We start from the raw sequence: 25,164 nt of genomic DNA on the forward strand, positions 1-25,164 counted from the left end.
ATCGGCGTGCCCTGTCGGAGGCGCGGGGTCAGGCCGGGCGGCGCAGCTCCGCGAGCCGCGCCGCGACGACGCGGCGGGTGAGGGGGGTGCAGTCGCAGGCCGACAGACGGACGGCCGCCTCGGGCACGTGCGCGAGGAACGCGTCGTTCTGCAGCCCGACGAGGATCGTCGGCCGCGCGGCGCAGCGGCCGCGCAACGCCGACAGCGCCTCGCCCGCGAGGGGCACGCGCTGCGCGATCGCGATCACCTGCGCGGCGGGAGCCGCTCCTCCGACCGGCACGCCCGCCGCCGCGATCTCGGAGGCGAGCGTCGGGCCGTGCTTGAACCCGGGCTCCTCCACGCTCCATGAGCCGGCGAACGCGGCGGCGGGCAGCGCGCCCTCGAGCCGCAGCCCGCGCGCGACGATGCCCGCGAGGCGCGCCTCCCAGCCGGCGGGGGTGAGCGACTCGAACGGCGTCGCGAGCTCGGCGTCCGAGGGCGCGGGCCGGCCCGCGTCGAACGCCGCGAGCCGCGGGCGCGAGGCGTCGAACCGCGCGCGCCCGATGCGTCCCTCCACGAGCGCGTCGGCCAGCTCGAGCCGCGCGCGGCGCACGCCCTCGCTCCAGTTCGCGTACAGCAGCAGGTCGCAGCCGGCCGCGAGCGCGAGCGCGCCGGCCTCGGCCGGCGTCCGGCCCGCCGCCGCTCCCTGCATCTCGAGCGCGTCGGTCACGCACACGCCCGCGAAGCCGAGCCGCTCGCGCAGCAGCGTCGAGGCGATCGCGGCCGAAAAGGTGCCCGGTTGATCGGCGTCGAGCGCCGGATAGACCACGTGCGCCGTCATCACCGAATCGGCGGCTGCGAGGTGCGCGCGGAAGGTCGCGAGCTCGCGCGCTTCGAGCGTCGCGAGGTCGGCCCCGCACACGGGCAGCGCCAGGTGCGAGTCGGTGCGCGTGTCGCCGTGCCCGGGAAAGTGCTTGAGGCAGCTCGCGACGCCGGCGGCGCGGAGCCCCGCGAGCACCTCGGCGATCGCCCCTCCGGCCGAGGCCGGCGTCGTGCCCCAGGCGCGCGGCCCGATCACGGGGTTGTCCGGCTCGCTGTGGACGTCGGCGACCGGAGCGTAGTTCCAGTCGAACCCCAGCGCGCGCAGCCGTCGCCCCGTGACCTCCGTGAGCCAGGCGATGTCTCCGGGCGCGGCGCCGCGCGCGAGCAGCGCCGCGTTGGGTGGCACGACGAGGTGGCCGGCGAGCTGCGAGACCCAGCCGCCCTCCTCGTCGAGCGCGACGAAGATGCGCCTCGAACCGGCCAGCGCGCGCAGGCGGCGGGTCAGTGCGCGGAGCCCGTCGAGGTCCGCGAAATCGCGCGCGAAGACGATCACGCCGGCGGGTGGATAGGCCGAAAAATCCCGCTCCCACGCGGGCGTGAGGCCTCCGGGCGGCAGGCCGAGGACGGTGCGACGGGCGATGGCGCGCTGGGCATCCATGGGGGCGCGCAGCGTGCGTGAGCCCCGCGGACGTGTCAACGACGGGACACCCGCCGTGTCGGTACGCTGCGCCTGCCCGTCCTCGCGCGCGGGCACGCCGCGCGGCCCCCGTCCGTCGGTGGTTCGGCGGCGGTCGTGCAAATCGCTCGTTGGGCCGCGCCCTCCGGCGGTCTACACTCCATGCGAACCTTCCCCGGCCCATGACCTCATGGAGGTCCCGCTGACCCCGAACCCATCGTTCCGCGCCGTCCTTCTCGCGCTCGCGCTGGCCGCGCTGCCCGTGGCCGCGGCCGCCGCCGCCCCGGCGGGCAGGAGCGGCCCCTCGGCGGCCGCGCCGTCCGGCGAGTTCACGATCCTCTACGGCGACGACCATGCCTTCGGCATCACGCCGCCGGCGGGCTGGAGCGTGGACGACACCTCCGGCCTCGGCTCGCGCATCCGCGTCGTGCTCTACCCGCGGGGTCAGAAGTGGAACAGCGCGCCGACGGTGATGTACGTGAATCCGCTCCATCAGAAGGTGGAGGCGCGCCGCACGCTGCGGCAGATGATCGAGCACGACGTCGCCGAGTTCATGAAGCAGGCGCCCCGGGGCCGCGTCACCGCCGGCCGGCCGCTGCGCACCGGCAAGGCGCAGGTGGCCGAAGTGCGTTACTTCGCGCCCGCGGGCGAGCAGCCGCTCGAAGCGGTCGCCTACGTCCCCGAGCAGGACCTGGTGATGCTGCTGGTGCTGCAGTCGCGCGACGCCGCCGGCTTCAAGAGCGCCCTGCCGGCCTTCGAGTCGCTCGTCGCGAGCTACCAGTTCGTGGCGGGCGGCATCCAGACGCCGCGATGAACGGGCCGCGCGTCTCGCGCCGCAGCCTGCGGTTCACCGAGAGCGTCATTCGCGAGATGACGCGGCTCGCCAACGCGCACGGCGCGGTCAACCTGTCGCAGGGCTTTCCGGACTTTCCCGCCCCCGAGCCGCTCAAGCAGGAGGCGACCCGCGCGGTGCTGGCGGACGTCAATCAGTACGCCATCACCTGGGGGGCGAAGCGCCTGCGCGACGCCCTGGTCGCCAAGCACCAGCGATTCTCCGGCCTGTCGTTCGACCCCGAGCGCGAGGTGACGGTCTGCTGCGGCGCGACCGAATGCATGGCGTCCACCCTGCTCGCGCTCGTGGATCCGGGCGACGAGGTGATCGTGTTCGAGCCCTACTACGAGAACTACGGGCCCGACGCGATCCTCTCGGGCGCGACGCCGCGCTTCGTACGCCTGCGCGAGCCCGACTGGGCGTTCGACCCGGCGGAGCTTTCGGCCGCGTTCAACGACCGCACGCGGGCCATCGTCGTGAACACGCCGAACAATCCGACGGGCAAGGTGTTCTCCCTCGCCGAGCTCGAAACGATCGCGGCCCTGTGCCGCAAGTGGAACGTGATCGCCGTCACCGACGAAATCTACGAGCACATCGTCTACGAGGGCGAGCACCGCTCGCTGGCGGCCCTCGACGGCATGCGCGAGCGCACCGTGACGATCTCGGGGTTGTCCAAGACCTGGAGCGTCACCGGCTGGCGCATCGGCTGGTGCCTCGCTCCGCCGGCGCTCAGCGACGCCGTGCGCAAGGTGCACGACTTCCTGACCGTCGGCGCGCCCGCCCCGCTGCAGGAGGCGGCGGCCGTGGCGCTGTCAATGCCCGACGAGTACTTCGCCTCGCTCGCCCGGGGCTACCGCGAGAAGCGCGACTTCCTCGTGCCGGCGCTGGCCGCCGCGGGCTTCGGCGTGTTCGAGCCGGGCGGCGCCTACTACTGCATGACCGACATCTCGGACTTCGGTTTCGACGACGACGTGACGTTCGCGCGATTCCTCGTGACGGACGTGGGCGTGGCCGCCGTGCCGGGCTCGAGCTTCTACTCCGATCCGGCGTCCGGCCGGCAGCGTCTGCGCTTCCATTTCGCCCGGAAACGCGAGACGCTGGCCGCGGCCGTCGAACGGCTGCAGTCCCTCAAGGCCCGCGCCGCGGCGGGCCGGATCCGCTGACCCGGGGAGTTCCGATCACCATGCCGAAGAATCGCTCGAACCTCGGGCCGCTGGCCGTCGCGATGGCGCTCTCGCTCCTGCTCGGCTTCGGCCTCGCCCGCGCCCTGCGGGCGACCGACGACCTGCGGAGCAACCTGGACCTGTTCGGCAGCGTGCTCTACATGGTGCAGAACAACTACGTGGACGTGCCCGACAACGAGAAGCTCATCATGGGCGCGATCAACGGCATGCTGCGGACGCTCGATCCGCACACGCAGTTCCTGCCCGAGAAGCGCGCCCAGCAGATGGACGAGACGTTCCACGGCGAGTACTCGGGGATCGGCGTCCAGTTCGACATCATGGACAACAAGATCGTCGTGATCTCGCCCATCGAGGGCACGCCGGCCTTCCGCCTCGGCATCCGCGCGGGCGACAAGATCTTCGAAATCGACGGGCAGCCGCTCAAGAAGGGCCTCACGAACGACGACGTGTTCAAGGCGCTGCGCGGACCGAACGGCAGCACCGTGCAGGTCACGATCGAGCGCGAGGACGAGACCGAGCCGCTGCACTTCACGATCGAGCGCGCCAAGATCCCGATCGAGAGCGTGCCGTACGCGTTCATGATCCGCCCCGGCGTCGGTTACGTGCGCATCGTGCGATTCGCGCAGACGACCGGCGACGAACTCGAGAAGGCGCTCGACCAACTCGAGGCGCAGGGCATGAAGAGCCTGCTGATCGACCTGCGCTCGAACTCCGGCGGCCTGCTGTCACAGGCGGTGGACGTGCTCGACCAGCTCATCCCGGCCGAGAAGCGGCTGGTCTACACGCGCGGCCGCATTCCTTCGGCCAACGCCGACTACTACTCGACGACCCGCCCGGGCAAGTGGACGCAGGGCCCGCTCATCGTGCTCGTCGAGCACGGCAGCGCCTCGGCCAGTGAGATCGTGTCCGGCGCGGTGCAGGACCTCGACCGAGGCCTCGTCGTCGGCATCAACACGTTCGGCAAGGGGCTCGTGCAGAACCAGATGAACATGTCGCAGGGCAAGCTGCTGCTGACCATCGCCCGCTACTACACGCCGAGCGGCCGCGGCATCCAGCGCGATTACGGCAAGTTCGGCGACCAGTCCGAGTACCAGATGGACGCGTTCAAGGAGGACGTGCCGTCGGATTCGGCTCTGCACGCGCGGCCGAAGTTCAAGACGGCCGCCGGCCGCGTCGTGTACGGCGGCGGCGGCATCTACCCCGACGTCGTCATCAAGGACCCGCCCAACCTGACGCGCCCGGAGGTCGAGTTCATCACCAAGCGCGTCGGCTTCGAGTTCGCCACCCATTACTGGCTGCCCCGGCATTCGGCCGAGAAGCTGACGCCGGCCTCGTTCGACCCGCGCTTCACGTTGAACGACGCCGAGTGGAAGGACCTGCACGGCGTGCTCGACCAGAAGAAGGTGGCGATGAACGACTCGACGTGGACCGCCGAGAAGGGCTTCATGCTGCGCCAGGTCCGCGCCGAGCTCGCCAGCGCGCAGTTCGGTTCGCTCGAACGCTACAAGATCGCGATCGAGGACGATTCGCAGCTGAACGCGGCGCTCGACCTCTTCCCCCGCGCGCAGAAGCTGATGGCCGAGGCCGCGCAGGTGCAGAAGAAGTCCCCGGCGCGTTGAGCCGTCGTTCGCGCAGGATCGACACCCCGGCGGACCGCACCGCCGGGGTGTCGCCGCGTCCGGCGGGCTCGTGGCCGGACCGCCTGCTCGAAGGCGCGGCGGCGCTGCTCGCGCTGACCGTGATCGCGCGCCTCGCCGTGTTCGCGACCGGGGCGCGGCTCACCTCGGACGAGTGTTTCCACGCCTGGATGTCGGAGTGGATCGCGGCGCACGGCACGCTGCCGGCGACCGTCGAAGGGCTGTACGGCGGCTTCAAGTACTTCTACCCGCCGCTGTTCCATCTGCTCGGGGCGCTGGCCGTCCGGCTCTTCGGAGCGCCGGCGTTCCACGAGCTGAACGTCGTGCTGCTCGCGGCCCTGTTCGCCGCGACGTGGTTCGCGCTGGCGCGGATGTACTCGCGCGCGACCGCCGCCATCGCCGTGCTCGCGCTCGCCGCCTATCCCGGGCTCGTGCTGCAGGGCGTTCGCCTGTACGTCGAGTGCCTGAGCGCGGCGCTCGCGGTGGGCATGGTGCTGGCGCTGCTGGCCACCGGACAGCGGCCGACGCGGACACGCGCGGTGCTGCTGGGCGTGCTCGCCGGACTCGGCGTGCTGGCGAAGCAGTCGGGCCTGATCGCCCTGCCGGTGCTCGGCGCGCTGGCGCTGCTCGCGCTGTGGAGCGGCCGGCGCGAGCACGTGGTCGCGTACGCGCTCGCGCTGGCGGTCGCGTGCGCGCTTGCGGCGCCGTACTGGATCCGCAACGCGGCGCTGTTCGGCAGCCCGCTGTATCCCGTGTTCGGGCGCGACCTCGATCCGCGCCTGCTCGAGCTGAACGTGAAGGGATTCTCGCCCGGCTGGGGCCGCTTCTTCACCGCCACGCTCCAGCAGGCCGGCTGGATCGTGCCTGCGCTGGTCGGCGCGGGCCTCGCGATCGCCGCCGTCAGCCGCCGCTCGCTCGAGCACCCGTTGCTGCTCGGCGGCGCGCTGCTCCTGGCGCTGGCGCCGCGCGTGCCGATGCTCGATTCGCGCCACGCGATCCCGCTCGTCGCGGTGCTGGTCGTGCTGTCCGCCGTCACCGTCGCGGGCGCGCTCGAACGCGCGGTCGTGGCGCGCCGGACGCTGCTCGCGGCGCTGCTCGCCGTGACCGCCTGGGGCGTCGTGACCCTGCCCAACCTGCGCTCGGGGCTGAACCTCGCCGCGTCCATGGACGAGGTCTGGGCGGCGATCCGCGCGAACGTGCCGCGTGACGAGACGATCCTGTGCATCCAGACCTACGACACGTTCTACTACACCGGGCGACGCGCGACCTGGCCGATCCCGTGGGGGCAGGTGGACCCGCCGGTCGAGATGTTCGACGAGAAGGACCCGGCCACGATTCTCGCGCAGCTCCGCCGCCACCGCATCGACTGGCTGCTGGTGCCGACTGTGGCGCGCGCGACCGTCTTCAACTCTGCCAACTTTCCCTACGGATTCATGCTCGGGCTGCAGCGGCTCGGCGAGCAGGGAAAGCTCGACTACGTGTGGGGCCGGCGCGACCTCGCGCTCCTGCACGTGAAGCGCTGACGGCGCCCCCGCCGCGGCCGTTCGCGGCCGCCGTCCGCCGCGGCCCTACGCGGACGGCGAGACCCCGGCGAGCCCGACCGTGTGCAGGATCCAGGCGTAGTCGAAGGCCACGTCGCGCAGCGCGTCGTAGCGCCCGCTCGAGCCGCCGTGTCCGGCGCCCATGTTGCACCTGAGGAGCACCGGGTGGGAGTCGGTCTTCAGCGCGCGCAGCCTCGCGACGTACTTGGCGGCCTCCCAGTAGCCGACCTGCGAGTCGTTCAGGCTGGTCTTGACCAGCATGGCCGGGTAGGCCTTGCGCTCGAGGTTGTCGTAGGGCGAGTAGCGGCGGATCCAGCCGTACTGCTCCGGGTCGCGGGGGTTGCCCCACTCCTCGAACTCGCCGACGGTGAGCGGCAGCGATTCGTCGAGCATCGTGTTGACGACGTCCACGAACGGCACCTGCGCCAGCACGCCCCGGAACAGTTCGGGCCGCAGGTTCGCGACGGCGCCGACGAGCAGCCCTCCGGCGCTGCCGCCCTGGATCACCAGCCGGTCCGGCCGGGTCCAGCCGCCGTCCACCAGCGCCTGCGCGCAGTCCACGAAGTCCGTGAACGTGTTCATCTTGTTCGCCATGCGCCCGGCGTCGTGCCACGGCTTGCCGAGGTCGCCGCCGCCGCGGACGTGGGCGAGCGCGTACACCATGCCCCGATCCACGAGCGAGAACCGATTCGAGTTGAACGTGACGTTGCTCGGCATGCCGTAGGAGCCGTAGGCGTACAGCAGGCACGGCGCCGAGCCGTCACGCGGCAGCCCACGGCGGTGCAGGAGCGTGACGGGCACGCGCACGCCGTCGCGGGCCGCGACCTCGATGCGTTCGCACTCGTAGTGCCGCGGGTCCCAGCCGCCCGGCACCGCGACCCGCTTGAGCAGGGTCGCCCCGAGCGTGACCAGGTCGAGGTCGAAGACGGACGGCGGGGTCACGAACGACTGGTAGGAGTAGCGGAAGCTCGCCGTCTCGAAGTCCTCGTTCGCCGCGGGGCCGACCGAGTAGGCGGCCTCGGGGAACGCCGCGCGCCGGAGTGCGCCGCTCGCGGGGTCGAGCGCCGCGAGATGCGGCAGCGCGTTCTCGCGCTCGGCGAGCACGACGTGATCGCGAAAGCAGTGGAGCCCGGCCACCATGACCGAGGCGCGGTGGGGTACGACCTCGCGCCAGTGGTCGGGGTCCGGCATCACCTCGGGGGCCGTCACGACGCGAAAGTTGCGGCCCGCGTCGTTGGTGCGGATCCAGAACTCCTCGCCGCGGTGGTCGAGGTCGTATTCGACGTCCTGCCGCCGCGGCGCCACGACGCGCCACTCGCCGTCGGGCCGGTCCGCGTGCAGTACCGCGACCTCGCTGGTGGTGTGGCTCGAGCGGTTCTGGACGAGCCAGCGTCCGCTGCGCGTGAGCGCGACGTGCACCTCGAAGCGTTCGTCCGCCTCGACGTGGACGAGCTCGTGCGCGCCGCCCGGGCGGTGACGGAAGAGCCGGTCGCTGCGCTTGGAGACCGGATCCTCCTGCGTGTAGAAGAGCGTCGAGCCGTCGGCGCTCCAGGCCACGCTGGTCACGCGCTCGGCGAGGCCCGGGTTCGTGGCGCCCGTGACCAGGTCCTTCACGTGCAGCACGTACTGCCGGTAGCCGGTCGCGTCGGTCGTGTACGCGAGCCGGTTCGCGTCGGGGCTCGCTTCGTAGTCGCCGAGCGCCAGGAACGCGTGTCCGCTGGCGAGCCCGTTCAGGTCGAGCACGATCTGTTCGCCGTCGCCCCCGTACGGCCGGCGGCAGTGGATCGGGTACTGCAGGCCCTCGACCGTGCGCGCGTACCAGAGCCAGCCGCCACGCCGGTAGGGGACGGTCAGGTCGGTCTGCTGGATGCGGCCCAGCATCTCGGCGTACAGCTGCTGCTCGAGCGGCTGCCAGTCGCGGGTGAGGCGCTCCGTCCAGGCGTTCTCGGCCTCGAGATGGGCCAGCACGCGGGGGTCGGACTTCTCGCGCATCCACGAATACTCGTCGTCCCGCGCCTCGCCGTGCAGTTCGGTCGGGTGCGGGATGCGCTCGGCGACGGGAGGGGCCGCGGGCGTGGCGGCGGTTTGCGGTCGGGTCATGTCGGGCGTGATCGCGTCGGTCTCGGGAGCGGCCGGGGGTGCCGCGGGCATGGAACCGCGGCAGCATGGCGGCGCGGCCGCGCCGGCTCAAGTCGAAAGATGGACGCGAACCGGATCGTCGAGCCCCATGCCCAGCCGGTCGGCGGCGTCGCCGCCCACCTGCGCGATCTCCAGGCGGCCGCTCGAGCCGACGATCGCGAGCAGCGTTCCGACCGGCGCGTCGCCGTACGAGCGCGCGAGCCCGCGGATCACCCTTCCGGGCAGCGTCACCACGAGCCGCTGGTCGGGCGGGCCGCCGAAGGACTCGCGCAGCGCCTGGTCGGTCAGGTCGGTGAGCGCGTTGCCGAACCGGTCAATGAACACGATGCGGCCCTCGATCGCGTCGCCGTCGCGCCGCGGATGCGGCTGTCGCAGCCGCACGGGATCGGTGACGCGCGGCCCGAACCCGGCGAGCGGGGCACCGAGCGCGAGGTGCGCCGCGACGGGCGCGAAGACGTCGCGACCGTGGAACGTGCGGCTCACCGGCCGGCGGAACCAGCGCTCCTCGAGCAGCGTGTGCGCCTCCGCGCCGGGGGCCGCGAGCGCCCACTCGAGCAGGCCGTTGTCGGGGCCCACGAAGTGCTGCCCGCGCGCGGACACCGCGAGCGCCCGCCGCGAGGTGCCGACGCCCGGGTCCACGACCGCGAGGTGCACGGTGCCGGCCGGAAAGTCGCCGGAGGCGGCCTCGAGGATGAACGCGCCGCGCACGATGTCGCCGGGGGAGATGGCGTGATTCAGGTCCACGACGATCGCCTCGGGCGCGAGCGCGCCGAGCACGCCGTGCACCACGCCGACGAACCAGTCCTCGTGGCCGAAGTCCGAGGTGAAGGTGACCAGCGGACGAGACATGGCATTGCTCCGTGTCGGGGGTTGGCGCCGCCGCCGGCCTCGGGGCGCGCGTCGCGGGCGCAGATTAGCACGCGCCAATGCCCGCGGTCCGTGCTTCGCGCGCGGGCGCTCGCGCGGGTCGCGGCGTGCGCGGTCGGGGCCGCGCGAGGCGCACGCCGCGCGCCGGCCGACCGGGCCGCGGCGCGCGTCAGCGCGCGGCGGGCGGGGACTCCAGCATCGGCTCGAGCAGCACCCAGGCGCCGTCCACGTCCAGGCGCGTGAGGCATCGCAGGTCGTCGCACTGGTCGCGGTCGCAGGGGCTGCACTCGACCCGGGCCCAGTGCGCGCGGTGTCCTTCGGACTCCGGGTAGGGAAAGAACATCGCCGGCCGGTTGCGGCTCATGAGCCCGAGCGTGCGCGCGCCGCCCGCCACCGCGGTGTGCAGCGGGCCGGTGTCGCCCGAGACGAACGCCGCGCACAGCGACTGCAGCGCCACGAAGCGCGGCAGCGGCCAGCGCTCGATCGCGAACGCCCGCCCGGCCGGCAGCGCCGCCACGCACTCGCGCGCGAGCGGCTCCTCTCCGGGGCCGGCGGTGAAGAGCGCGCAAAGATCCGCGCGCGCATCGAGTGCCCGGGCGGCGAGCGCGACGAAGCGCTCGGGCGCCCAGCGCCGGGTCGGCCAGCGGGCGCCGGCATGGAAGCCGGCGAGCAGCGCGCCCCGCGGGACACCGAGGTCGCGCAACCGAGCGGCCGCCTCCTCGCGGCGCGCGTCCGAAACGTGCAGGCGCGGCGTCGCGGGTCTCGCCGGGACCGGCCAGCCGAGCGCCGCGAGGGAGGCGAGGTGAAAGCCGGTCGCCGACAGCGTGCGCGGCCGCGCGTGGTGCGTGTAGAGCGCCGATCGCCAGCCCTTGTTCGGGTAGCCGACGCGCGCGCGGGCGCCGCTGGCGTACGACCAGAGCGCGGTGCGCGGGTTGCAGAAGCAGTCGAACAGCAGGTCGGGCGCGAAGGCGCGCAGACGCCGGAAGATCTCCACGGTCTCGCCCGCTGAGGGTTTCGCGGGAACGCCGATCACCTCGTCCACGCGCGGATCGCCGGACAGCAGGGGCGCCAGGGCGCTCTCGACGACGTAGCCGACCCGCGCCTGCGGGCAGGCCGCGCGCGCCGCCTCGAGCAGCGGCAGCGTCAGGCAGACGTCCCCGAGGAAGCGCGGGCGGACGAACAACATTCTGCGGACCGACGCGGGTTGGACGGGCCTCACGCGGCCCACCTTGGCTAGAATGGGCCCCGATCGCAACCGCACCCGCCGCGCCGCACGCCGGGCGCCCGACCCGAGGAGGGACCGTGAGCCACGAGAACGAAGCCCCGCGCCCCGCGAACGAGACCGACGCCGTGCACGGACCGCACGGCGCGGGCACCGGCGCGGTGAGCACGCCGATCGTCCGCAGCGCGACCTTCACGTTCGGGAGCCTCGAGGCGATGATCGAGCAGCAGACGGCGGGAACCGCGGGCGCCTTCTACCAGCGCCGAGGCCACCCGACGATCCACGCCACGGAGGAGCGGCTCGCGCACCTCGAGGGAGCCGAGGCGGCGCTGTTGTTCCCGTCGGGCATGGCGGCGATCTCGAGCGCCTTCCTGTCCGTGCTCGGAGCCGGCGACCACGTCGTGTGCGTGAACCCGTGCTACGGCGGCACGCAGGCGCTGCTCGCGTGGGGCGAACAGCGCCTCGGCTGGAGCTTCACGCTGGTGGACGCACGCGAGCCCGGCTCGTGGCGTGAGGCCTTCCGCCCGAACACGCGCCTGCTGCACCTGGAATCCCCGATCAACCCGACGCTCACGATCCTCGACCTCGCCGGGGCCGCGCACCTCGGGCACGAGTTGGGCGCGGTCGTGACCTGCGACAACACGATCGCCTCGCCGCTCGGACAGCGCCCGCTGGGACTCGGTGCGGATCTGTCGCTCTACAGCGCGACCAAGTCCATCGGCGGCCACAGCGACTTGCTGGCCGGTGCGGTCATGGGGGGCGCCGCGCGCGTCGCCGAAGTCGCGCGGGTGCGCGAGGTCTTCGGCCCCGTGCCCGATCCCGACACGGCGTGGCTGATCGAGCGGAGCCTCAAGACCCTGCCGCTGCGCGTGCGGGCCGCGAACGCCAACGCGCTGGAACTGGCGGGCCGGCTCGCGGGGCACCCGCGGGTGGCGCAGGTCTTCTATCCCGGACTCGCCTCGCACCCGAACCATGCGCTCGCCGCCCGGCAGATGCGCAACGGCTTCGGTCCGCTGCTGAGCTTCGAGGTGCGCGGCGGGGCGGACGCGGCACTGCGGGTCGTGAACCACCTCGGCCTCATCCGGCACGGCGCGAGCCTGGGCGGGGTCGAATCGCTGGCCTCGCTGGCGGCGTGGACGTCGCACAAGGTGATCGGTCCTGAGGGACGCCGGCGCGCCGGGATTCCCGAGGGCCTCGTGCGGGTCTCGGCGGGCATCGAGAACGTCGAGGACCTCTGGGCCGACCTCGATCGGGCGCTCGCGCTGGCCGCCGCCGCCGCGACCAGCCGCTGAAGCGCGCGCGCTCGTCAGGCCCGCGTCAGGTCCGGCGCCGCGATTGCCGGGAGGGCGCGGCCGCATGCTAGACTTCGCGCCGCTTTCCGCCGCCTTCCCGAGCCTACGGAGGTCCCCGACCGTGAAGCGCCTCGTCGCGACGTTCCTCGCGCTGCTGGGTATTGCCGCCGCCACCCCGGCCTTCGCCGCCGACGCCAAACCCGCCGCGACGCCCGCCGCCGTGGACAGCCTGGGGCTCCTCGAGAGGGCGGTCGCGCGCGACTCGAGCAAGTTCGACAATCTTTACCGGCTCGGCGTGATGTACCTGGACCGCGAGCGCATGGTCGAGGCCTCGAAGGTGCTCGGCAAGGCGAACCAGCTGCGGCCGAACGACCTGAAGACCATGGTCAATCTCGGCATCGCGGCCGACGCGCTCGGCAGCGCCGACATCGCGCAGGGCTGGTACGGCAAGGCGCTCCAGGTCGCGCCCGACGACTCGGTGGCGATGTGCCGCATGGCCAGCTCCAAGTACGCGCAGGGCAAGTTCGACGAGGCCATGGGACTGCTGCGCGAACTCATCCGGCGCAAGCCGAACGCCTACTGCGCCTACTTCACGCTCGGCGTCTCGTTCGCCGACGCAGGGCTCTACCGCGACGCGATCCGGCAGTGGCGCAAGGTCGTCGAGCTGGCGCCGACCTCGCCCGAGGCCGTGAGCGCGAAGGAATCCATTGACGTGCTGGAGAAGTTCCTGCAAGGCCACTGAGCCGCCCGCCCACCGGACGCATCCCGCGAGCCTTCCGCCGCGGCGCACCGGCCGGTGCGCCGCGGTTTCGTTCCCGCCCGCACGATCCACCCTCCGTTCCGGGAGGCCACGATGATCTACCTCGACCACAACGCCTCGACGCCGGTGCGGCCCGAGGTCGCCGACGCGATGCACGCGGCGCTGCGCGATCTGGGCGCCAACCCCTCGAGCGCGCACCGCGAGGGCCAGCGCGTGCGCGCGGCGGTCGAACGCGCGCGCGAGCAGGTCGCGCGGCTGGTGAACGCGCGGGCCGACGAGGTCGTGTTCGTCTCGGGCGGCACCGAGGGCGACCACCTGGCGGTGATGGGCGGGGCCTGGGCGCGGCGTGACGCCGGGCTGCGCGTCGCCTACGCGGCGATCGAGCATCACGCCGTGCACGGCGCGGTGGACGTGCTCGCCGAGATGGGCTGGCAGCACGAAACGCTTCCGTGCGACGGCGACGGCCTCACCGTGCCGGGGGCGGTGGACGCGCTGCCCGCCGACACGACGATCGTCTCGCTGATGTTCGCCAACAACGAGACCGGTGTGATCCAGCCCGTCGCCGAGATCGTCGCGCGCGCGAAGGCGCGCGGCATGCTGGTCCATTGCGACGCGGTGCAGGGTGCGGGCAAGGCGGTGGTGGACTGCTCCGCGCTGGGCGTGGACTACCTGGTGCTCTCGGCCCACAAGTTCGGCGGACCCAAGGGCGCCGCGGCGCTGATCGCCCGGCGCGGCGCGCCGCTTTCGCCGCTCTTTCGCGGCAGCGGGCACGAGCGCGGCCGGCGCGGCGGCACCGAGAACGTGCCCGGCATCGTCGGCCTCGGGCTGGCCGCCGAACTCGCCGGCGCCGAACTCGCGGTCGAGACGGCGCGCGTGGGAGCGCTGCGCGAGCGCTTTGAGCGGGCGCTGCTCGCGGCCGTGCCGGACGCGGTCGTGCACGGCGCGCGCGCGCCGCGCCTGCCGAACACGCTCGGCGTCTCGGTTCCCGGGGCGCGCAGCGACCACATGCTGCTCGCGCTCGATGCGCGCGGCATCGCCGCCTCGGCCGGCGCCGCCTGCGCGAGCGGCGGCGTCGAGCCTTCGCCGGTGCTGACGGCGATGGGTGTGCCGCGCGAGCTCGCCGTGTGCACGATCCGCTTCTCGCTCGGGCGCACGACCCGCGAGGCCGACGTGCAGGCGGCGGTTCCGCTCGTCGCCGACGCGGTGCGCGCCGCCCGGGCGGCCGCGCCGGCGGGGACTTCCGCGTGACGAAGCTGCGCGTGCTCGCGGCGATGAGCGGCGGCGTGGACTCGGCCGTCGCCGCGGCGCTGCTCGCCGAGCAGGGCCACGAAGTGACCGGCGTGACGCTGCGGCTCGCCTGCTACGGCAGCACGCCCGCCAGCCCGCGGGCCTGCTGCACGCTCGACGCGCTCGACGACGCGCGCCGCACCGCCATGGCGATGGGCTTCCCGCACCACGTGATCGACGCCGAGGAGGTGTTCCGGCACCGCGTGCTGCAGCCCTTCGCGGACGGCTACGCGAGCGGTCGCACGCCGTATCCGTGCGCGCTCTGCAACCAGCACCTCAAGTTCGGCGACCTCGTGACCCGCATGGAGCTGACCGGCGCCGACGTGCTGGCGACCGGCCACTACGCGCAGGTGCGCGAGGCGGCGCCGGGGGAGTTCGGGCTCTACCGCGCCGCGGATCGCGCCAAGGACCAGACCTACGCGCTGGCGCTGGTGCCGTACGCCGCCCTCGCGCGCGTGCGCCTGCCGCTCGGACCGCTCGAGAAGTCCGAGGTGCGCGCGCACGCGCAGCGCCTGGGACTTTCCGTCTGGGACAAGGTCGAGAGCCAGGACCTGTGCTTCGTACCCGACGGCGACTACGCGGGCTACCTCGAGCGCGCGATGGGTGAGACGCGCGGCACGCGGCCTGGCGCGTTCCTCGATGCGACCGGCGCGCGCGTCGGCACGCATCGCGGCCTGATCCACTACACCGTCGGCCAGCGCAGGGGGCTCGGCCTGAGCGCGGCGGAGCCGCTCTACGTGCTCGCGCTCGATCCGGCGGCGAACACGGTGACGGTCGGCCCGCGCGCGCAGCTCGACGCGGCCGGACTCGTGACCGGACGCGTCCACTGGCTGCTGCCGGCGCCGCCCGCCGACGGCGCGCGCGCGCTGGTTCGCATCCGCTACAGTCATGCTGGCGCGATGGCGACGCTGCACGCCCGCGGCGACGGCGTGCTCGTGCGCTTCGACGCGCCGCAGGCGGCGGTGACGCCCGGGCAGCTGGCGGTGTTCTACGACGGCGAGCGCTGCCTGGGAGGCGCCGAGATCCTCCACGGCGTCGCCGGAGCCGGGGCCGCGCCGACGACGGGGCGCGCGGGAGCGCCGGCCGCTTGAAGACGCGCACGCTCGCGCGCTGCCTTGCCTGCGGCCACGAGGGGGATCTGTGGCCGCTGGCGATGACCTACCGCTGGGAGGGCGTCGAGTTTCCCGCGGCCGAGTGCCCCGCATGTGGAATGCGCTTCCTGCGCGTCCAGCCCGAGGGCGACTCGCTCGCCGCGCTCTACTCGGCGGACTACTTCCAGACCGACTTCCGCTGCGGCCGCAGCGCGGCGCACTCGTTCGACGAGGCGTCGTTCCGCGCCGAGAACGAAGGGCTGCTGGCGCGCTTCGAACCGTATCGCGGAGCGGGCCGGCTGCTCGAGGTGGGCTGCGCCTCGGGCTGGCTGCTCAAGCACGCGGCCGAGCGCGGCTGGCGCGCGACCGGCGTGGAGCTTTCGGCGGACGCGGTCGCGCACGCGCGCGGGCTCGGACTCGACGTGCGGCAGGGGACGCTGGCCGACGCGGCGCTGCCCGCGTCGTCGTTCGACCTCGTCTACATGGGCGACGTGCTCGAGCACGTTCCCGACTGCCGCGAGGTCGTCCGCGAGGTGGCGCGCGTGCTCGCGCCGGGCGGGCACTTCTTCCTGCGCGGGCCGGCCACGACCCACTCGCTCGCGCGCTCGCTCGCGCTCGCCGCCTGCGGCGCGATCGGCCGGCCGATCGTCCTGCGCGAGCCGCCCTATCACCTGTGGGAGTTCACGCCCCGGCCGCTGGCCGCACTGCTCGCGCGCGAGGGGCTCGAGGTCGTGGCCCTGGAGCAGGCGAAGATCCCGCCCGGCCGCGCCCACGGCCGCAAGAGCCTCGTGCAGCGCGCGGCGATGGCGGCGCTCGACGCCGTCAACGTGCCCCTGACGCGCGCGTTCAACGTGCTCGGCGACCGTCTGGTGCTGATCGCCCGCCGTCCGCGCGGCGCGTAGGGCCCCGCGCGGGCCGCCCCGCGCGTCTTGGTGCGGCCGCGAGCGCGCTGCTAGGGTCCGCCGGCCATGTCCGCGCCAGCGTCCGATTCCGCCCCCGCCGTCGAAGCCTGCGGTCTGCGCCGCGACTTTCGCACCTCGCGGGGGGCGCCGGCGGTGACCGCGCTCGCCGGCATTGACCTGCGCATCGAGCGCGGCGAGGTCTTCGGACTCCTCGGACCGAACGGCGCGGGCAAGACCACGGCCATCAAGATCTTCAACACGCTGCTCTTTCCGACCGCCGGCGAGGCGCGGGTCGCCGGCTTCGACGTGGTTCGCGAGCCGAACCAGGTGCGGCGCCGCATCGGTCTCGTCTCGGGCGGCGAGAACTCGGGCTACGGCATCCTCACGGTGCGCGAGTGCCTGTGGATGTTCTCGCAATTCTACGGTGTGCCCGGGTCGCTCGCGCGTCCGCGCATCGAGGAACTGATCGGGGTCGTGGGGCTGACCGGTCAGGCGGGCACGCGCATCAATCGCCTGTCCACCGGCCAGCGGCAGCGCATGAACTTCGCGCGCGGGTTCGTCTCGGACCCGGAAATCCTGTTCCTCGACGAGCCGACGCTCGGCATGGACGTGAACGCCGCGCGCGTGCTGCGCGAGTTCGTGCTCCAGTGGGTGCGCGAGCGCGAGGGTCGCACGGTGCTGCTGACCACGCACTACATGGCCGAGGCGGATCAGATGTGCGACCGCATCGCGATCATCGACCGCGGCCGCGTGCTCGCCTGCGACACGCCGGCGACGCTGCGGCGCTCGGTGCAGGGCGGTCAGCACGTCGAGCTCGAGGTGCTGGCGCGCGTGCCCGGGACGCCGCCGGCGGGCGAGGTGCTCGGCATCCCGCTCGCCTGGGGCGCGCCTCATCCGGAGCGCGGCACGCTGTCGCTCAAGCTGACGCTCCCCGAAGGCGGCGTGCTCGGCGACGTGCTGCGCGCGCTGGAGGAGCGCGGCTGGGCGGTGCAGGGCGTCTCGACGCGCGAGACGAGCCTGGAGGACGCGTTCCTCCGCATCGTCGGGCGCGGCCTCGACGACGCCGGGGCGCCGGCGTGAGCGCGTTTCTCGAAGCCCTTGCGCTCGACGCGCGCGCCGCGTACGCGCGCGCCTGGGTGCGGGTCGTGGGCTCGTTCCGCCAGCTCGACTGGATCATCTCGGACGCGGTGCTGCCCAACCTGGGCATGTGCGCGTTCGTGCTTCTGTACCGGGCGCTCGGCGCGCCGAAGAGCTACGAGGCGCTCGCGGTGATCGGCGGCGTGCTCTCGACCTTCTGGATCAACGTGCTGTGGGGAATGGGCGCGCAGCTCTACTGGGAGAAGCAGCAGGGCCAGCTCCAGCTCTACTTCGCCGCGCCCTGCTCGCGCATGGCGATCCTGACCGGCATGGCCGCGGGCGGGCTCGCGGCGACGATCCTGCGCTCGGGCGTGGGCGTCGCGCTCGGCCTGTGGGTCTTCCAGGTGCGCCTCGAGCCGTTCTCGCCCTGGCTCTTCACGGCGGTCTTCCTGCTGACGATGACGGCCCTCTACGCGCTCGGCATGACGCTCGCGAGCCTGTTCCTGCTCTACGGACGCGAGGCGTGGCACACCTGCAACGCGCTCATGGAGCCGGTGTACTTCCTCTCCGGGCTCTATTTCCCGATCCGCACGCTGGGCGCACTGGGGGCCGTCGCCGCGGGCGTGCTGCCGCTGACGCTGGGCGTGGACGCGCTTCGACAGGTGCTGCTCGGCGAACAGGCGCACGGCCTGCTGCCCGTGCACGCCGAACTGGCGGCGCTCGCGGGCTTCACGGTGGTGTTCCTGTTCGCCGCGCGCTTCGCGCTCGGCTGGCTGGAGCGGCTCGCCAAGCGCGAGGGCCGGCTGACCCTGAGGTGGCAGTGAGCGCGGCGCTCGCGCGGGTGCGCGTCGCCGCCTGGCTCGGCTGGCAGGTGGACTCGAACTGGGCCGACCCGGCGCTGTTCGTCATCTACGTCGTCGCCCGGCCGCTCGCGGTCTCGCTCATCCTCGTCGCCATGTACTGGGCGGTGAGCGGGCAGGCGCTGCATTCGGCGGCGTTCGCCGGGTTCTTCGTCGCGAACGCCTTCCACTCGTACGTCAACACCGTGGTCGTGGATCTCGGCTGGGTCGTCTTCTCCGAGCGGGAGGAGTACGAAACCCTGAAGTACGTGTACGCCTCGCCGATGGGTATGCCGACGTTCCTGCTCGGCCGCTCGGCGATCAAGTTCGGGCGCGGCACGATCAGCGTGCTGCTCTCGCTCGCGCTGGGATGGTGGGCCCTGGGCGTGCGCTGGGACTGGAGCGCCGTGCAGCCGCTGCCGCTCGCGCTCGCCCTCGCGCTCGGGCTGTTCGCGACGCTTTGCGGGGCGATGCTGCTCGCGGGCGCCTGCCTCGTGCTGACGCGCGCGGCGATCGTCGTGCTCGACGGAGTGACGCTCGCGCTCTACCTGCTGTGCGGGGTGATCTTTCCCGTGGACCTGCTGCCGCCGCCGCTGCGCGCACTCTCGCTGCTGCTGCCCTGGACCTGGTGGTACGAGGCGATCCGCCGCTTCCTGCTCGGCACGACCGCGAGCACGACGCTCGCGGGCCTGTCCGACGCGCAGCTCCTCGGCGGATTCGCGCTCGTCACCGCCGGCTTCGCGGTGGTGGCCGGATGGTTGTTCCGCTGGTTCGAGAACCGCGCCCGCGCGCTCGGGAGGCTGGATCAGACGACGATGTTCTGACGTCCGCGCGCCGCGAGCGCGTTGCCCCCTCCGGCGTGGCGCCGCCCGAGCTCCGAACGTCCCACCATGCCCCGCGTGGCTTGCCTGCCGGGCGTCGAACGGCTAGATTCCGTCGCCGCCGGTGGTGGGAGGCCGAACTCGCGGAGGGATGGCCGAGTGGTTTAAGGCGGCGGTCTTGAAAACCGCTGAGCGAAAGCTCCGTGGGTTCGAATCCTACTCCCTCCGCCAGCAACGACATGGAGAGGTGGCCGAGTGGCTGAAGGCAGCCGCCTGCTAAGCGGTTGGTCGGGTAAAACTGACCCGGAGGTTCGAATCCTCTCCTCTCCGCCACACGCGAGCCGTCCGAGGTTCGCCGCCGCCTCACGGTCGAGGCGGGCCCATAGCTCAATTGGATAGAGCGTCTGACTACGGATCAGAAGGTTGGGGGTTCAAATCCTCCTGGGCCCGCCATGTCTCTCCCCGCGCCGCCGGGCGCGGTGTGGATCCACGCGCTCCCCGCGCCGAGGTGACGACATGATCCGTGTGCTGACCTGCCTGCTGCTCCTCGCCGCGGCGCTCGCGGCGCCCGCCGCGGCCCAGAAGGGCGGCAAGAAGGTGGACCTGTTCTGGACCTCGCCCGAGTTCGCGGTCCACGAGCCGCGCACGATCGCGATGCTGCCGGTGGCCACCTACGACAACAACACCGAGGCCCGCAAGAACGCCGAACTCGCGATCGGCCGGGCGCTGCGCGGCACCGGCTACCGCTGGGTGTCGGCGCTGGTGACGCGCGACCGGATGTTCAAGGCGGGCGGCGACTCCCTGCTCGAGGCGTTCAACCATCGGTTGCTCGAGGAGCCGCGGCTCGACTCGCTCGAAGCGCCGGGCTACGCGCGCATGATGTTCGCGAACGCGCTGCTGACGGTCCGCGTGGATCGCTACGAGAAGCTCGAGATGGAGTACAACCAGGCGGGCAAACCCACCACGACCGTCGCCCTGACCGCGGCCCTGGTGGATTCGAGCGGCCGGCTGCTGTGGACGGCCAGCGGATCGGAGACGGCCGAGGGTCTTTACCACGACCCGAACACGAATCCGGTCGGGATCGACGCCAGCGGGCTCAACAACCGGCCCATCACCACGCAGGGTGGCGCGCCCAGCTTCTCCGAGACGCTCGGCAAACTGCTCGCCCGCTGGGTTCCGAACTTCCCGGCGAAGCCGGCGGCCGCCACGCCCGCGAACTGAACGCGTGATCGTTCCCGACGACGAAGCCGGGATTCGCGCGGCGCTGCGCGAGGCGGGCGAATCGCTGCGCAAGAACGAGGTGCCGGTGGGCTGCGTGATCGTGCACGACGGGTTGATCGTCGGCCGCGGCCACAACCAGGTCGAATCGCTGAAGGACGCGACCGCGCACGCCGAGATCCTCGCCATCGGCGCGGCGTCGAACGCGCTCGGCGGCTGGCGCCTGAGCGACTGCACGCTCTACGTGACGCTCGAGCCGTGCTCGATGTGCGCCGGCGCGATCGTGCTCGCGCGGCTCGGGCGCGTCGTGTACGGCGCGGCCGACCCCAAGGCCGGCGCGTGCGGCTCGGTGCTCGACGTGCTCGGCGAGCGACGGCTCAACCACCGGGCCGAGCTGACGGCGGGCGTGCTGGCGGGGGAATGCGGCGAGCTGCTGCGCGAGTTCTTCCGCCGCCGGCGCAGGGCGGCGCTGCGCCTCGCCGAGGCGGGCGGGCTCGCCGGCGACGAGCCCGGGGCGGACCCGGCCGGCGGGGACTCCGGGGCCTGAGCCGAACGCACCACGCCGCGGCAGGAGTCGTCCGGCGGCGCCCGCAACTCTGGCCGGGCGTCCCGCGCCTGCGATAGACTTCGCCCGCGAAGGCGGGAGCCGGGCGCGCGAAGAGGGAGGCGGTTCATGCGCAGGTGGCTGATCCCGGTGCTGTTGCTCTCGGGGGCGACGTTCGCGACCGCGCCCCAGGCGGCGAGCTACAAGGGCCGTCGCGTGGACGGCCGATGGTTCGAGGGACGTGTCGTCAACACGACCTTCGGCGCCTACGACTGCCAGGTGCGTTTCAGCGGCGAGCGGGCGCTCATCCGCCTGCCGGCGCTCTCGCTCCAGCTCGAGGGCTTCCTCGAGGACGAGATCATCGCCGACCCGCACGACATCACGGTCGAGGACCCGCGACGCGGAGTCTTCTGGACGCTCAGCGTGTTCAACCTCGGCAGCTGAAGCCCGCACGTTCCGCCCGCGGCGGCCAGGTCCCGGGTCGGGCGCCTGCGCCGCGCTCGCGGAGGGGCGGTTCATGACTTAGCATGACCGCCTGCGCTCCCGCCCCGGAGGATTCCGTTCATGAGCACCGCCGCTCCCGAACCGCTCGTTTCGCTGTCGGGCGAAGTCCCCCTGCGGCCCTTCGAGGCCGCCGGCGCGGCCGGCGAGGAATCGTTTCTCGCACGCGTTCGCGACGGCGTGCTCGGGCACGACGCGCGCATCGAGACCCCGCGGGGAAGCCAGCCGCTCGCCTACTTCGACTACACGGCTTCGGGCCGCTTTCACCGCGAGGTCGAGGACGCGCTCAACCTCGGCGTGCTGCCCTACATGGCGAACACGCACACCGAGACGAGCGCGACCGGCCGGCTGATGACCCGGCTCTACGAGCGCTCGCTGCGCCGCATCGGCGCGTACCTGAACGCCGGGCCCGACGACGTCGTGCTGCCGGTCGGCTCGGGCTCGACCGGGGCGGTGAACCGACTGATCCAGGTGATGGGCCTGCGCCTGCCGAGCCAGCTCGAGGACCGCTGGCATCTTTCGGCCGCGATCCCGGCGAGCGAGCGGCCGGTCGTCTTCCGCAGCCGCATGGAGCACCACAGCAACGACATCAGCTGGCGGGAGACCATCGCCGAGACCGTGTACGTGCCGTTCGACGCGCACGGGCGCGTCTCGCCCGAGCACCTCGACGCGCTGCTCTCGGGCTACGCCGGCCGCGCGGTCAAGATCGGGACGTTCTCCGCGGCTTCGAACGTGACCGGCATCCGCAACGACGTGCACGCGCTCGCGCGCGTGCTGCACCGGCACGGCGCGTGGGCGTTCTTCGACTTCGCGGCGGCCGGGCCGTACGTGGACATGGACCTGCACCCCGCCGGAGCGGACGGGCGGCCGGACCCCGAGGCTTCGCTCGACGCGGTGTTCCTGTCGGTGCACAAGTTTCTCGGAGGACCGCGCTCGCCGGGGCTGCTGGTCGCGAACCGCCGGCTGTTCTCGAACCGCGTGCCGGTCGAGCCGGGCGGCGGCACGGTGCTCTACACCGCGCCCGACGAGCACGTCTACCTGAGCGACGCTTCGCACCGGGAGACGGGTGGCACCCCGTCCATCGTCGGCACCATCCAGGCGGGGCTGGCCTTCGACCTCAAGGCCTCGATCGGCGAAGCGCGCGCACGGCGGACCGAGCACGAATGGCTGCGGCGCTTTCTCGCCGAGTTCTCGGATCACCCCTCGATCGAGATTCTCGGCGACCTCACCGTCGAGCGGCTCGGCATCGTCTCGCTCATCTTCCACGGGCTCCATCACAACTTCGCCGTCGCGCTGCTCAACGACTACTTCGGGCTGCAGGTGCGCGGCGGCTGCATGTGCGCGGGCCCCTACGGGCACGACCTGCTGGGGATCGACGACCAGGTCTCGCGGGGCATCCGCCGCGAGCTGGAGCACGGTCACTGCGGCCTCAAGCCCGGCTGGGTGAGGGTGAGCTTCTCGCCGGTCACGCGCGAGCAGGAGTTCCAGACCCTGCTCGAAGGCGTCCGGTTCGTCGCCCGGCAGGGCCGCCGACATCTCGACGATTATCAGCTCGACGACGCGACCGGCGAATGGAAGCTGCGGAGCGTCGTGGCGTGAGCCACTCCCGGGTTCCCCCGCGGCGTCGCGCGAGCCGGCCCGCGGACGTGCCGACGTGCGCACGCTGACCCGCCGCGCCGCCGCGACGGTGGTGGCGATCGCCCTGCTGCTGTGGGGCGCGGACAACATCGACCGCGCGGGAGTTCTGCAGTGGCTCGGCTACGCCGCGCTGGCGCTGGGAGCCCTGGTCGCCTACTACGCCCTCACCGGCCGCACGCTGCTTCCCGGGCGCGACGAGGGCGAGTAACCCCCGGGCCGGCAGGGACCCCGCGCTTCAGCGGCGCGGCTTCGCGTTGAAGCCGGCCCGCAGGAACGAGAGCGCCAGCGGCCACGCCTCCTGCGTCGCGCGCAGGTTGGCTCCGTCGCGGCCGTCCTGCTGGCGCAGGAAACCGTGGCCCGCGCCCGCGAACTCCCGGTGCTGGTACAGCCTGAGCTTCGCGCCGGCGAGCACGCGGCGGGCCGGCTCGATGGTCGCGTTGACGCGGGCGTCGTCGCCGCCGTAAAGCCCGAGCACCGGAACGCGCAGCTTCAGCAGGCTCGCGCTGTCGGGAGCGGAGCCGTAGAAGACGACCGCCGCATCGAGGTCCGGCCGGCTCGCGGCGTAGGCGAAGCACGTCGAGCCGCCCCAGCAAAAGCCGACCGCCGCGCTGCGCCCGTTCGCGGCCGGAAGCGACTTCGCCCAGGCGCGCACGGCGTCGAGGCGCTCCGCGGCCGTCGCGGGCTTCAGGCGGCGGATCGCGGCGACGACGCTGTCGCGGCCCGGAAACGACGAGGTGCCGCCGCCGCCGGGCCCGAGGCCGGAGAGCAGATCGGGGGCCACCGCGATGAATCCGCTGCGCGCGAGCTGGTCGGCGAGCGCGCGAATCCAGTCCGTGAGCCCGAAGATCTCGTGAATGATCACCACGACCGGCGCCTTGTCGGAGCGCTCGGGATACGAGATCCAGGTGTTCAGCGCCGAGCCGTCCGGCAGCTTCACGTCCTGGTACTCGCCGTGCCGCGGCGAATGCTCGAGCTCGTCCTTCGCCGCCGCTTCGCCGGCCGGCAGGTTCGGATCGCGTGCCGGCGCCGCCACGGCCGGGTCGGTCGCCGCGCCAGGATCGTGGTCGTGCCCGCCCATGCCCTGGGCGGGCGCCACGGCGGGAAGGAGCAGGAGGGCGGAGAGCACGAGCGGGGCCGAAGCGCGCATGACGTTCCTTTCGTTCGGGGTCGGGCCGCCATCATTGGCGGAACGGGCGCAGGCGGGCAACGGGAATCTGGACCGCGGAGCCGCGGCGCGGCCGCGGCGATCACCGCTGGCGATGCGCGTTCGGACCGGGCTACAGTCCGCCGACTCCTCGGGGGCCCCATGCCGCTGATGCGCAAGGTACTGCTGTCGGCTTCGCGGTCGCGCTGGCTGAGCGAGCGCGCGATGCGCTCCCGGGTCGTGCGGCGGGCGACGCGGCGGTTCATGCCCGGCGAGCGGCTCGACGACGCGCTCACGGCCACGCGCGAGCTCGAACGCGCCGGGATGCCGACCATCCTGACGCGCCTCGGCGAGAACCTCGAGAGCGAGGCGGACGCGCGGGCGGTCGGCGACCACTACGTCGAGGCGCACGAGCGCGTGCGCGCGGCCGGGGTGAACGCCGAGATGTCGGTCAAGCTCACGCAGCTCGGGCTCGACCTGTCGCCCGCGACGGCCCGCGCGAACCTCGTGCGCATCGCCGCCGCCGCCGCCGCGCAGGGCCGGACGGTCTGGGTGGACATGGAGGGCTCCGCCTACACACAGGCGACGCTCGATCTCTACCGGAGCGCCCGCGCCGAGCGCGCCAACCTCGGCATCGCGGTGCAGGCCTACCTGCGGCGGACCGCCGACGATCTGGAGGCGCTGATCGCCGCGGGCGCCGCGATCCGGCTGGTCAAGGGCGCCTACGACGAGCCGGAGCGCATCGCGTTCCGCACCCGGAGCGAGGTGGACGCGAACTACGTGCGGCTCGCCGGGCGCCTGCTCGCAGGCGAGGCGCTCGCCGCCGGGGTGTTCCCGGCGTTCGGCACCCACGACGAGCGCATCATCGAGCACCTGCGCGCGCATGCCGCGGAGGCCGGCGTGGCGAAGGAGCGCTACGAGTTCGAGATGCTCTACGGCATCCGCCGCGAGCTGCAGGCGCGGCTCGCGGGCTCGGGGCATCGCGTGCGCGTGCTGATCAGCTACGGCGAGGCCTGGTTCCCGTGGTACATGCGCCGGCTCGCCGAGCGACCGGCCAACGTCTGGTTCGTGGCGCGCAGCGTGTTCGCGAGGTGAGCCGGATGCCCGGGTTCCCGATGGCGACCCGCCCCGCCGAACGCTCATCCGGAGGC

Annotated in this window: 23 protein-coding genes and 3 tRNA genes; 21 read left to right on the plus strand and 5 right to left on the minus strand. The window is 73.0% G+C overall.

Features of this window, described 5'->3' with window-relative positions; genetic code table 11:
- Positions 1 to 28: 28 nt before the first annotated feature.
- On the minus strand, positions 29 to 1,459 hold the full coding sequence (locus IT347_11240; protein MCC6350151.1) for a glycoside hydrolase family 3 protein: 1,431 nt from the start codon (positions 1,457 to 1,459) through the stop codon (positions 29 to 31).
- 208 nt (positions 1,460 to 1,667) lie between these two features.
- Here IT347_11240 and IT347_11245 point away from each other — a divergent pair, with 208 nt between their 5' ends.
- Genes IT347_11245 through IT347_11260 form a run of 4 tightly spaced genes read left to right on the plus strand, consistent with a single transcriptional unit; the run spans position 1,668 to position 6,653 of the window.
- A complete protein-coding gene (locus tag IT347_11245; protein ID MCC6350152.1) occupies positions 1,668 to 2,291 on the plus strand; it encodes a hypothetical protein in 624 nt (207 codons plus the stop codon).
- Complete coding sequence (locus tag IT347_11250) at positions 2,288 to 3,472, plus strand: aminotransferase class I/II-fold pyridoxal phosphate-dependent enzyme (GenBank protein MCC6350153.1); 1,185 nt, start codon at positions 2,288 to 2,290, stop codon at positions 3,470 to 3,472. The genes IT347_11245 and IT347_11250 overlap by 4 nt, the downstream gene beginning before the upstream one ends.
- 20 nt (positions 3,473 to 3,492) lie before the next feature.
- The gene (locus IT347_11255; protein MCC6350154.1) at positions 3,493 to 5,112 is read left to right on the plus strand and encodes a S41 family peptidase; all 1,620 of its coding nucleotides are present in this window, start codon (positions 3,493 to 3,495) and stop codon (positions 5,110 to 5,112) included.
- Complete coding sequence (locus IT347_11260) at positions 5,109 to 6,653, plus strand: glycosyltransferase family 39 protein (GenBank protein ID MCC6350155.1); 1,545 nt, start codon at positions 5,109 to 5,111, stop codon at positions 6,651 to 6,653. The genes IT347_11255 and IT347_11260 overlap by 4 nt, the downstream gene beginning before the upstream one ends.
- A gap of 45 nt (positions 6,654 to 6,698) precedes the next feature.
- On the opposite strand, the gene IT347_11265 is transcribed toward IT347_11260, so the two are convergent.
- The 3 genes from IT347_11265 to IT347_11275 all read right to left on the minus strand — a co-directional run bounded on the left by IT347_11265 (position 6,699) and on the right by IT347_11275 (position 10,863).
- On the minus strand, positions 6,699 to 8,771 hold the full coding sequence (locus IT347_11265) for a S9 family peptidase (protein MCC6350156.1): 2,073 nt from the start codon (positions 8,769 to 8,771) through the stop codon (positions 6,699 to 6,701).
- A gap of 87 nt (positions 8,772 to 8,858) precedes the next feature.
- Positions 8,859 to 9,659: an SAM-dependent chlorinase/fluorinase gene (locus IT347_11270; GenBank protein MCC6350157.1), complete on the minus strand. Its 801-nt coding sequence runs from the start codon at positions 9,657 to 9,659 to the stop codon at positions 8,859 to 8,861.
- Between the two features lie 187 nt (positions 9,660 to 9,846).
- Positions 9,847 to 10,863 (minus strand): glycosyltransferase family 9 protein, encoded by a 1,017-nt coding sequence (locus IT347_11275; protein MCC6350158.1) that lies wholly within the window; start codon positions 10,861 to 10,863, stop codon positions 9,847 to 9,849.
- Between the two features lie 116 nt (positions 10,864 to 10,979).
- Here IT347_11275 and IT347_11280 point away from each other — a divergent pair, with 116 nt between their 5' ends.
- From IT347_11280 to IT347_11355, 16 genes are all read left to right on the plus strand, one after another.
- Positions 10,980 to 12,191 carry an aminotransferase class I/II-fold pyridoxal phosphate-dependent enzyme gene (locus IT347_11280; protein ID MCC6350159.1) on the plus strand — a complete coding sequence of 404 codons (1,212 nt, stop codon included), beginning with the start codon at positions 10,980 to 10,982 and terminating at the stop codon, positions 12,189 to 12,191.
- A gap of 121 nt (positions 12,192 to 12,312) precedes the next feature.
- On the plus strand, positions 12,313 to 12,933 hold the full coding sequence (locus IT347_11285) for a tetratricopeptide repeat protein (GenBank protein MCC6350160.1): 621 nt from the start codon (positions 12,313 to 12,315) through the stop codon (positions 12,931 to 12,933).
- A gap of 111 nt (positions 12,934 to 13,044) precedes the next feature.
- Positions 13,045 to 14,199: a cysteine desulfurase gene (locus IT347_11290; protein ID MCC6350161.1), complete on the plus strand. Its 1,155-nt coding sequence runs from the start codon at positions 13,045 to 13,047 to the stop codon at positions 14,197 to 14,199.
- Positions 14,196 to 15,329 (plus strand): tRNA 2-thiouridine(34) synthase MnmA, encoded by a 1,134-nt coding sequence (mnmA, locus tag IT347_11295; protein ID MCC6350162.1) that lies wholly within the window; start codon positions 14,196 to 14,198, stop codon positions 15,327 to 15,329. Before IT347_11290 ends, mnmA begins: the two co-directional genes overlap by 4 nt.
- Positions 15,326 to 16,231: a class I SAM-dependent methyltransferase gene (locus IT347_11300; protein ID MCC6350163.1), complete on the plus strand. Its 906-nt coding sequence runs from the start codon at positions 15,326 to 15,328 to the stop codon at positions 16,229 to 16,231. The genes mnmA and IT347_11300 overlap by 4 nt, the downstream gene beginning before the upstream one ends.
- A gap of 66 nt (positions 16,232 to 16,297) precedes the next feature.
- Entirely contained in the window at positions 16,298 to 17,311 is a 1,014-nt protein-coding gene (locus tag IT347_11305) for an ABC transporter ATP-binding protein (GenBank protein MCC6350164.1), read from the plus strand.
- Complete coding sequence (locus tag IT347_11310; protein MCC6350165.1) at positions 17,308 to 18,132, plus strand: ABC transporter permease; 825 nt, start codon at positions 17,308 to 17,310, stop codon at positions 18,130 to 18,132. Before IT347_11305 ends, IT347_11310 begins: the two co-directional genes overlap by 4 nt.
- A complete protein-coding gene (locus tag IT347_11315; GenBank protein ID MCC6350166.1) occupies positions 18,129 to 18,971 on the plus strand; it encodes an ABC transporter permease in 843 nt (280 codons plus the stop codon). Before IT347_11310 ends, IT347_11315 begins: the two co-directional genes overlap by 4 nt.
- 142 nt (positions 18,972 to 19,113) lie before the next feature.
- A tRNA-Ser gene (locus tag IT347_11320) sits at positions 19,114 to 19,199 on the plus strand.
- A gap of 10 nt (positions 19,200 to 19,209) precedes the next feature.
- Positions 19,210 to 19,301: transfer RNA gene (locus IT347_11325), tRNA-Ser, on the plus strand.
- 43 nt (positions 19,302 to 19,344) lie between these two features.
- Positions 19,345 to 19,421: transfer RNA gene (locus IT347_11330), tRNA-Arg, on the plus strand.
- Positions 19,422 to 19,484: 63 nt separating this feature from the next.
- Positions 19,485 to 20,189 (plus strand): hypothetical protein, encoded by a 705-nt coding sequence (locus IT347_11335; GenBank protein ID MCC6350167.1) that lies wholly within the window; start codon positions 19,485 to 19,487, stop codon positions 20,187 to 20,189.
- Complete coding sequence (locus IT347_11340; protein MCC6350168.1) at positions 20,092 to 20,733, plus strand: nucleoside deaminase; 642 nt, start codon at positions 20,092 to 20,094, stop codon at positions 20,731 to 20,733. Before IT347_11335 ends, IT347_11340 begins: the two co-directional genes overlap by 98 nt.
- Positions 20,734 to 20,859: 126 nt before the next feature.
- The gene (locus tag IT347_11345) at positions 20,860 to 21,174 is read left to right on the plus strand and encodes a hypothetical protein (GenBank protein ID MCC6350169.1); all 315 of its coding nucleotides are present in this window, start codon (positions 20,860 to 20,862) and stop codon (positions 21,172 to 21,174) included.
- Between the two features lie 120 nt (positions 21,175 to 21,294).
- On the plus strand, positions 21,295 to 22,830 hold the full coding sequence (locus tag IT347_11350) for an aminotransferase class V-fold PLP-dependent enzyme (protein MCC6350170.1): 1,536 nt from the start codon (positions 21,295 to 21,297) through the stop codon (positions 22,828 to 22,830).
- Between the two features lie 55 nt (positions 22,831 to 22,885).
- Entirely contained in the window at positions 22,886 to 23,077 is a 192-nt protein-coding gene (locus tag IT347_11355) for a hypothetical protein (GenBank protein ID MCC6350171.1), read from the plus strand.
- A 27-nt stretch (positions 23,078 to 23,104) separates the two neighbouring features.
- Here IT347_11355 and IT347_11360 read toward each other — a convergent pair whose 3' ends face one another.
- On the minus strand, positions 23,105 to 24,016 hold the full coding sequence (locus IT347_11360; protein ID MCC6350172.1) for a dienelactone hydrolase family protein: 912 nt from the start codon (positions 24,014 to 24,016) through the stop codon (positions 23,105 to 23,107).
- Positions 24,017 to 24,175: 159 nt separating this feature from the next.
- Here IT347_11360 and IT347_11365 point away from each other — a divergent pair, with 159 nt between their 5' ends.
- Positions 24,176 to 25,108, plus strand: coding sequence for a proline dehydrogenase family protein (locus IT347_11365; protein ID MCC6350173.1), 933 nt, complete (start codon positions 24,176 to 24,178; stop codon positions 25,106 to 25,108).
- Positions 25,109 to 25,164 lie beyond the last annotated feature (56 nt).

It is taken from the genome of Candidatus Eisenbacteria bacterium, from assembly GCA_020847735.1.
Classification (GTDB): domain Bacteria; phylum Eisenbacteria; class RBG-16-71-46; order RBG-16-71-46; family RBG-16-71-46; genus CAIXRL01.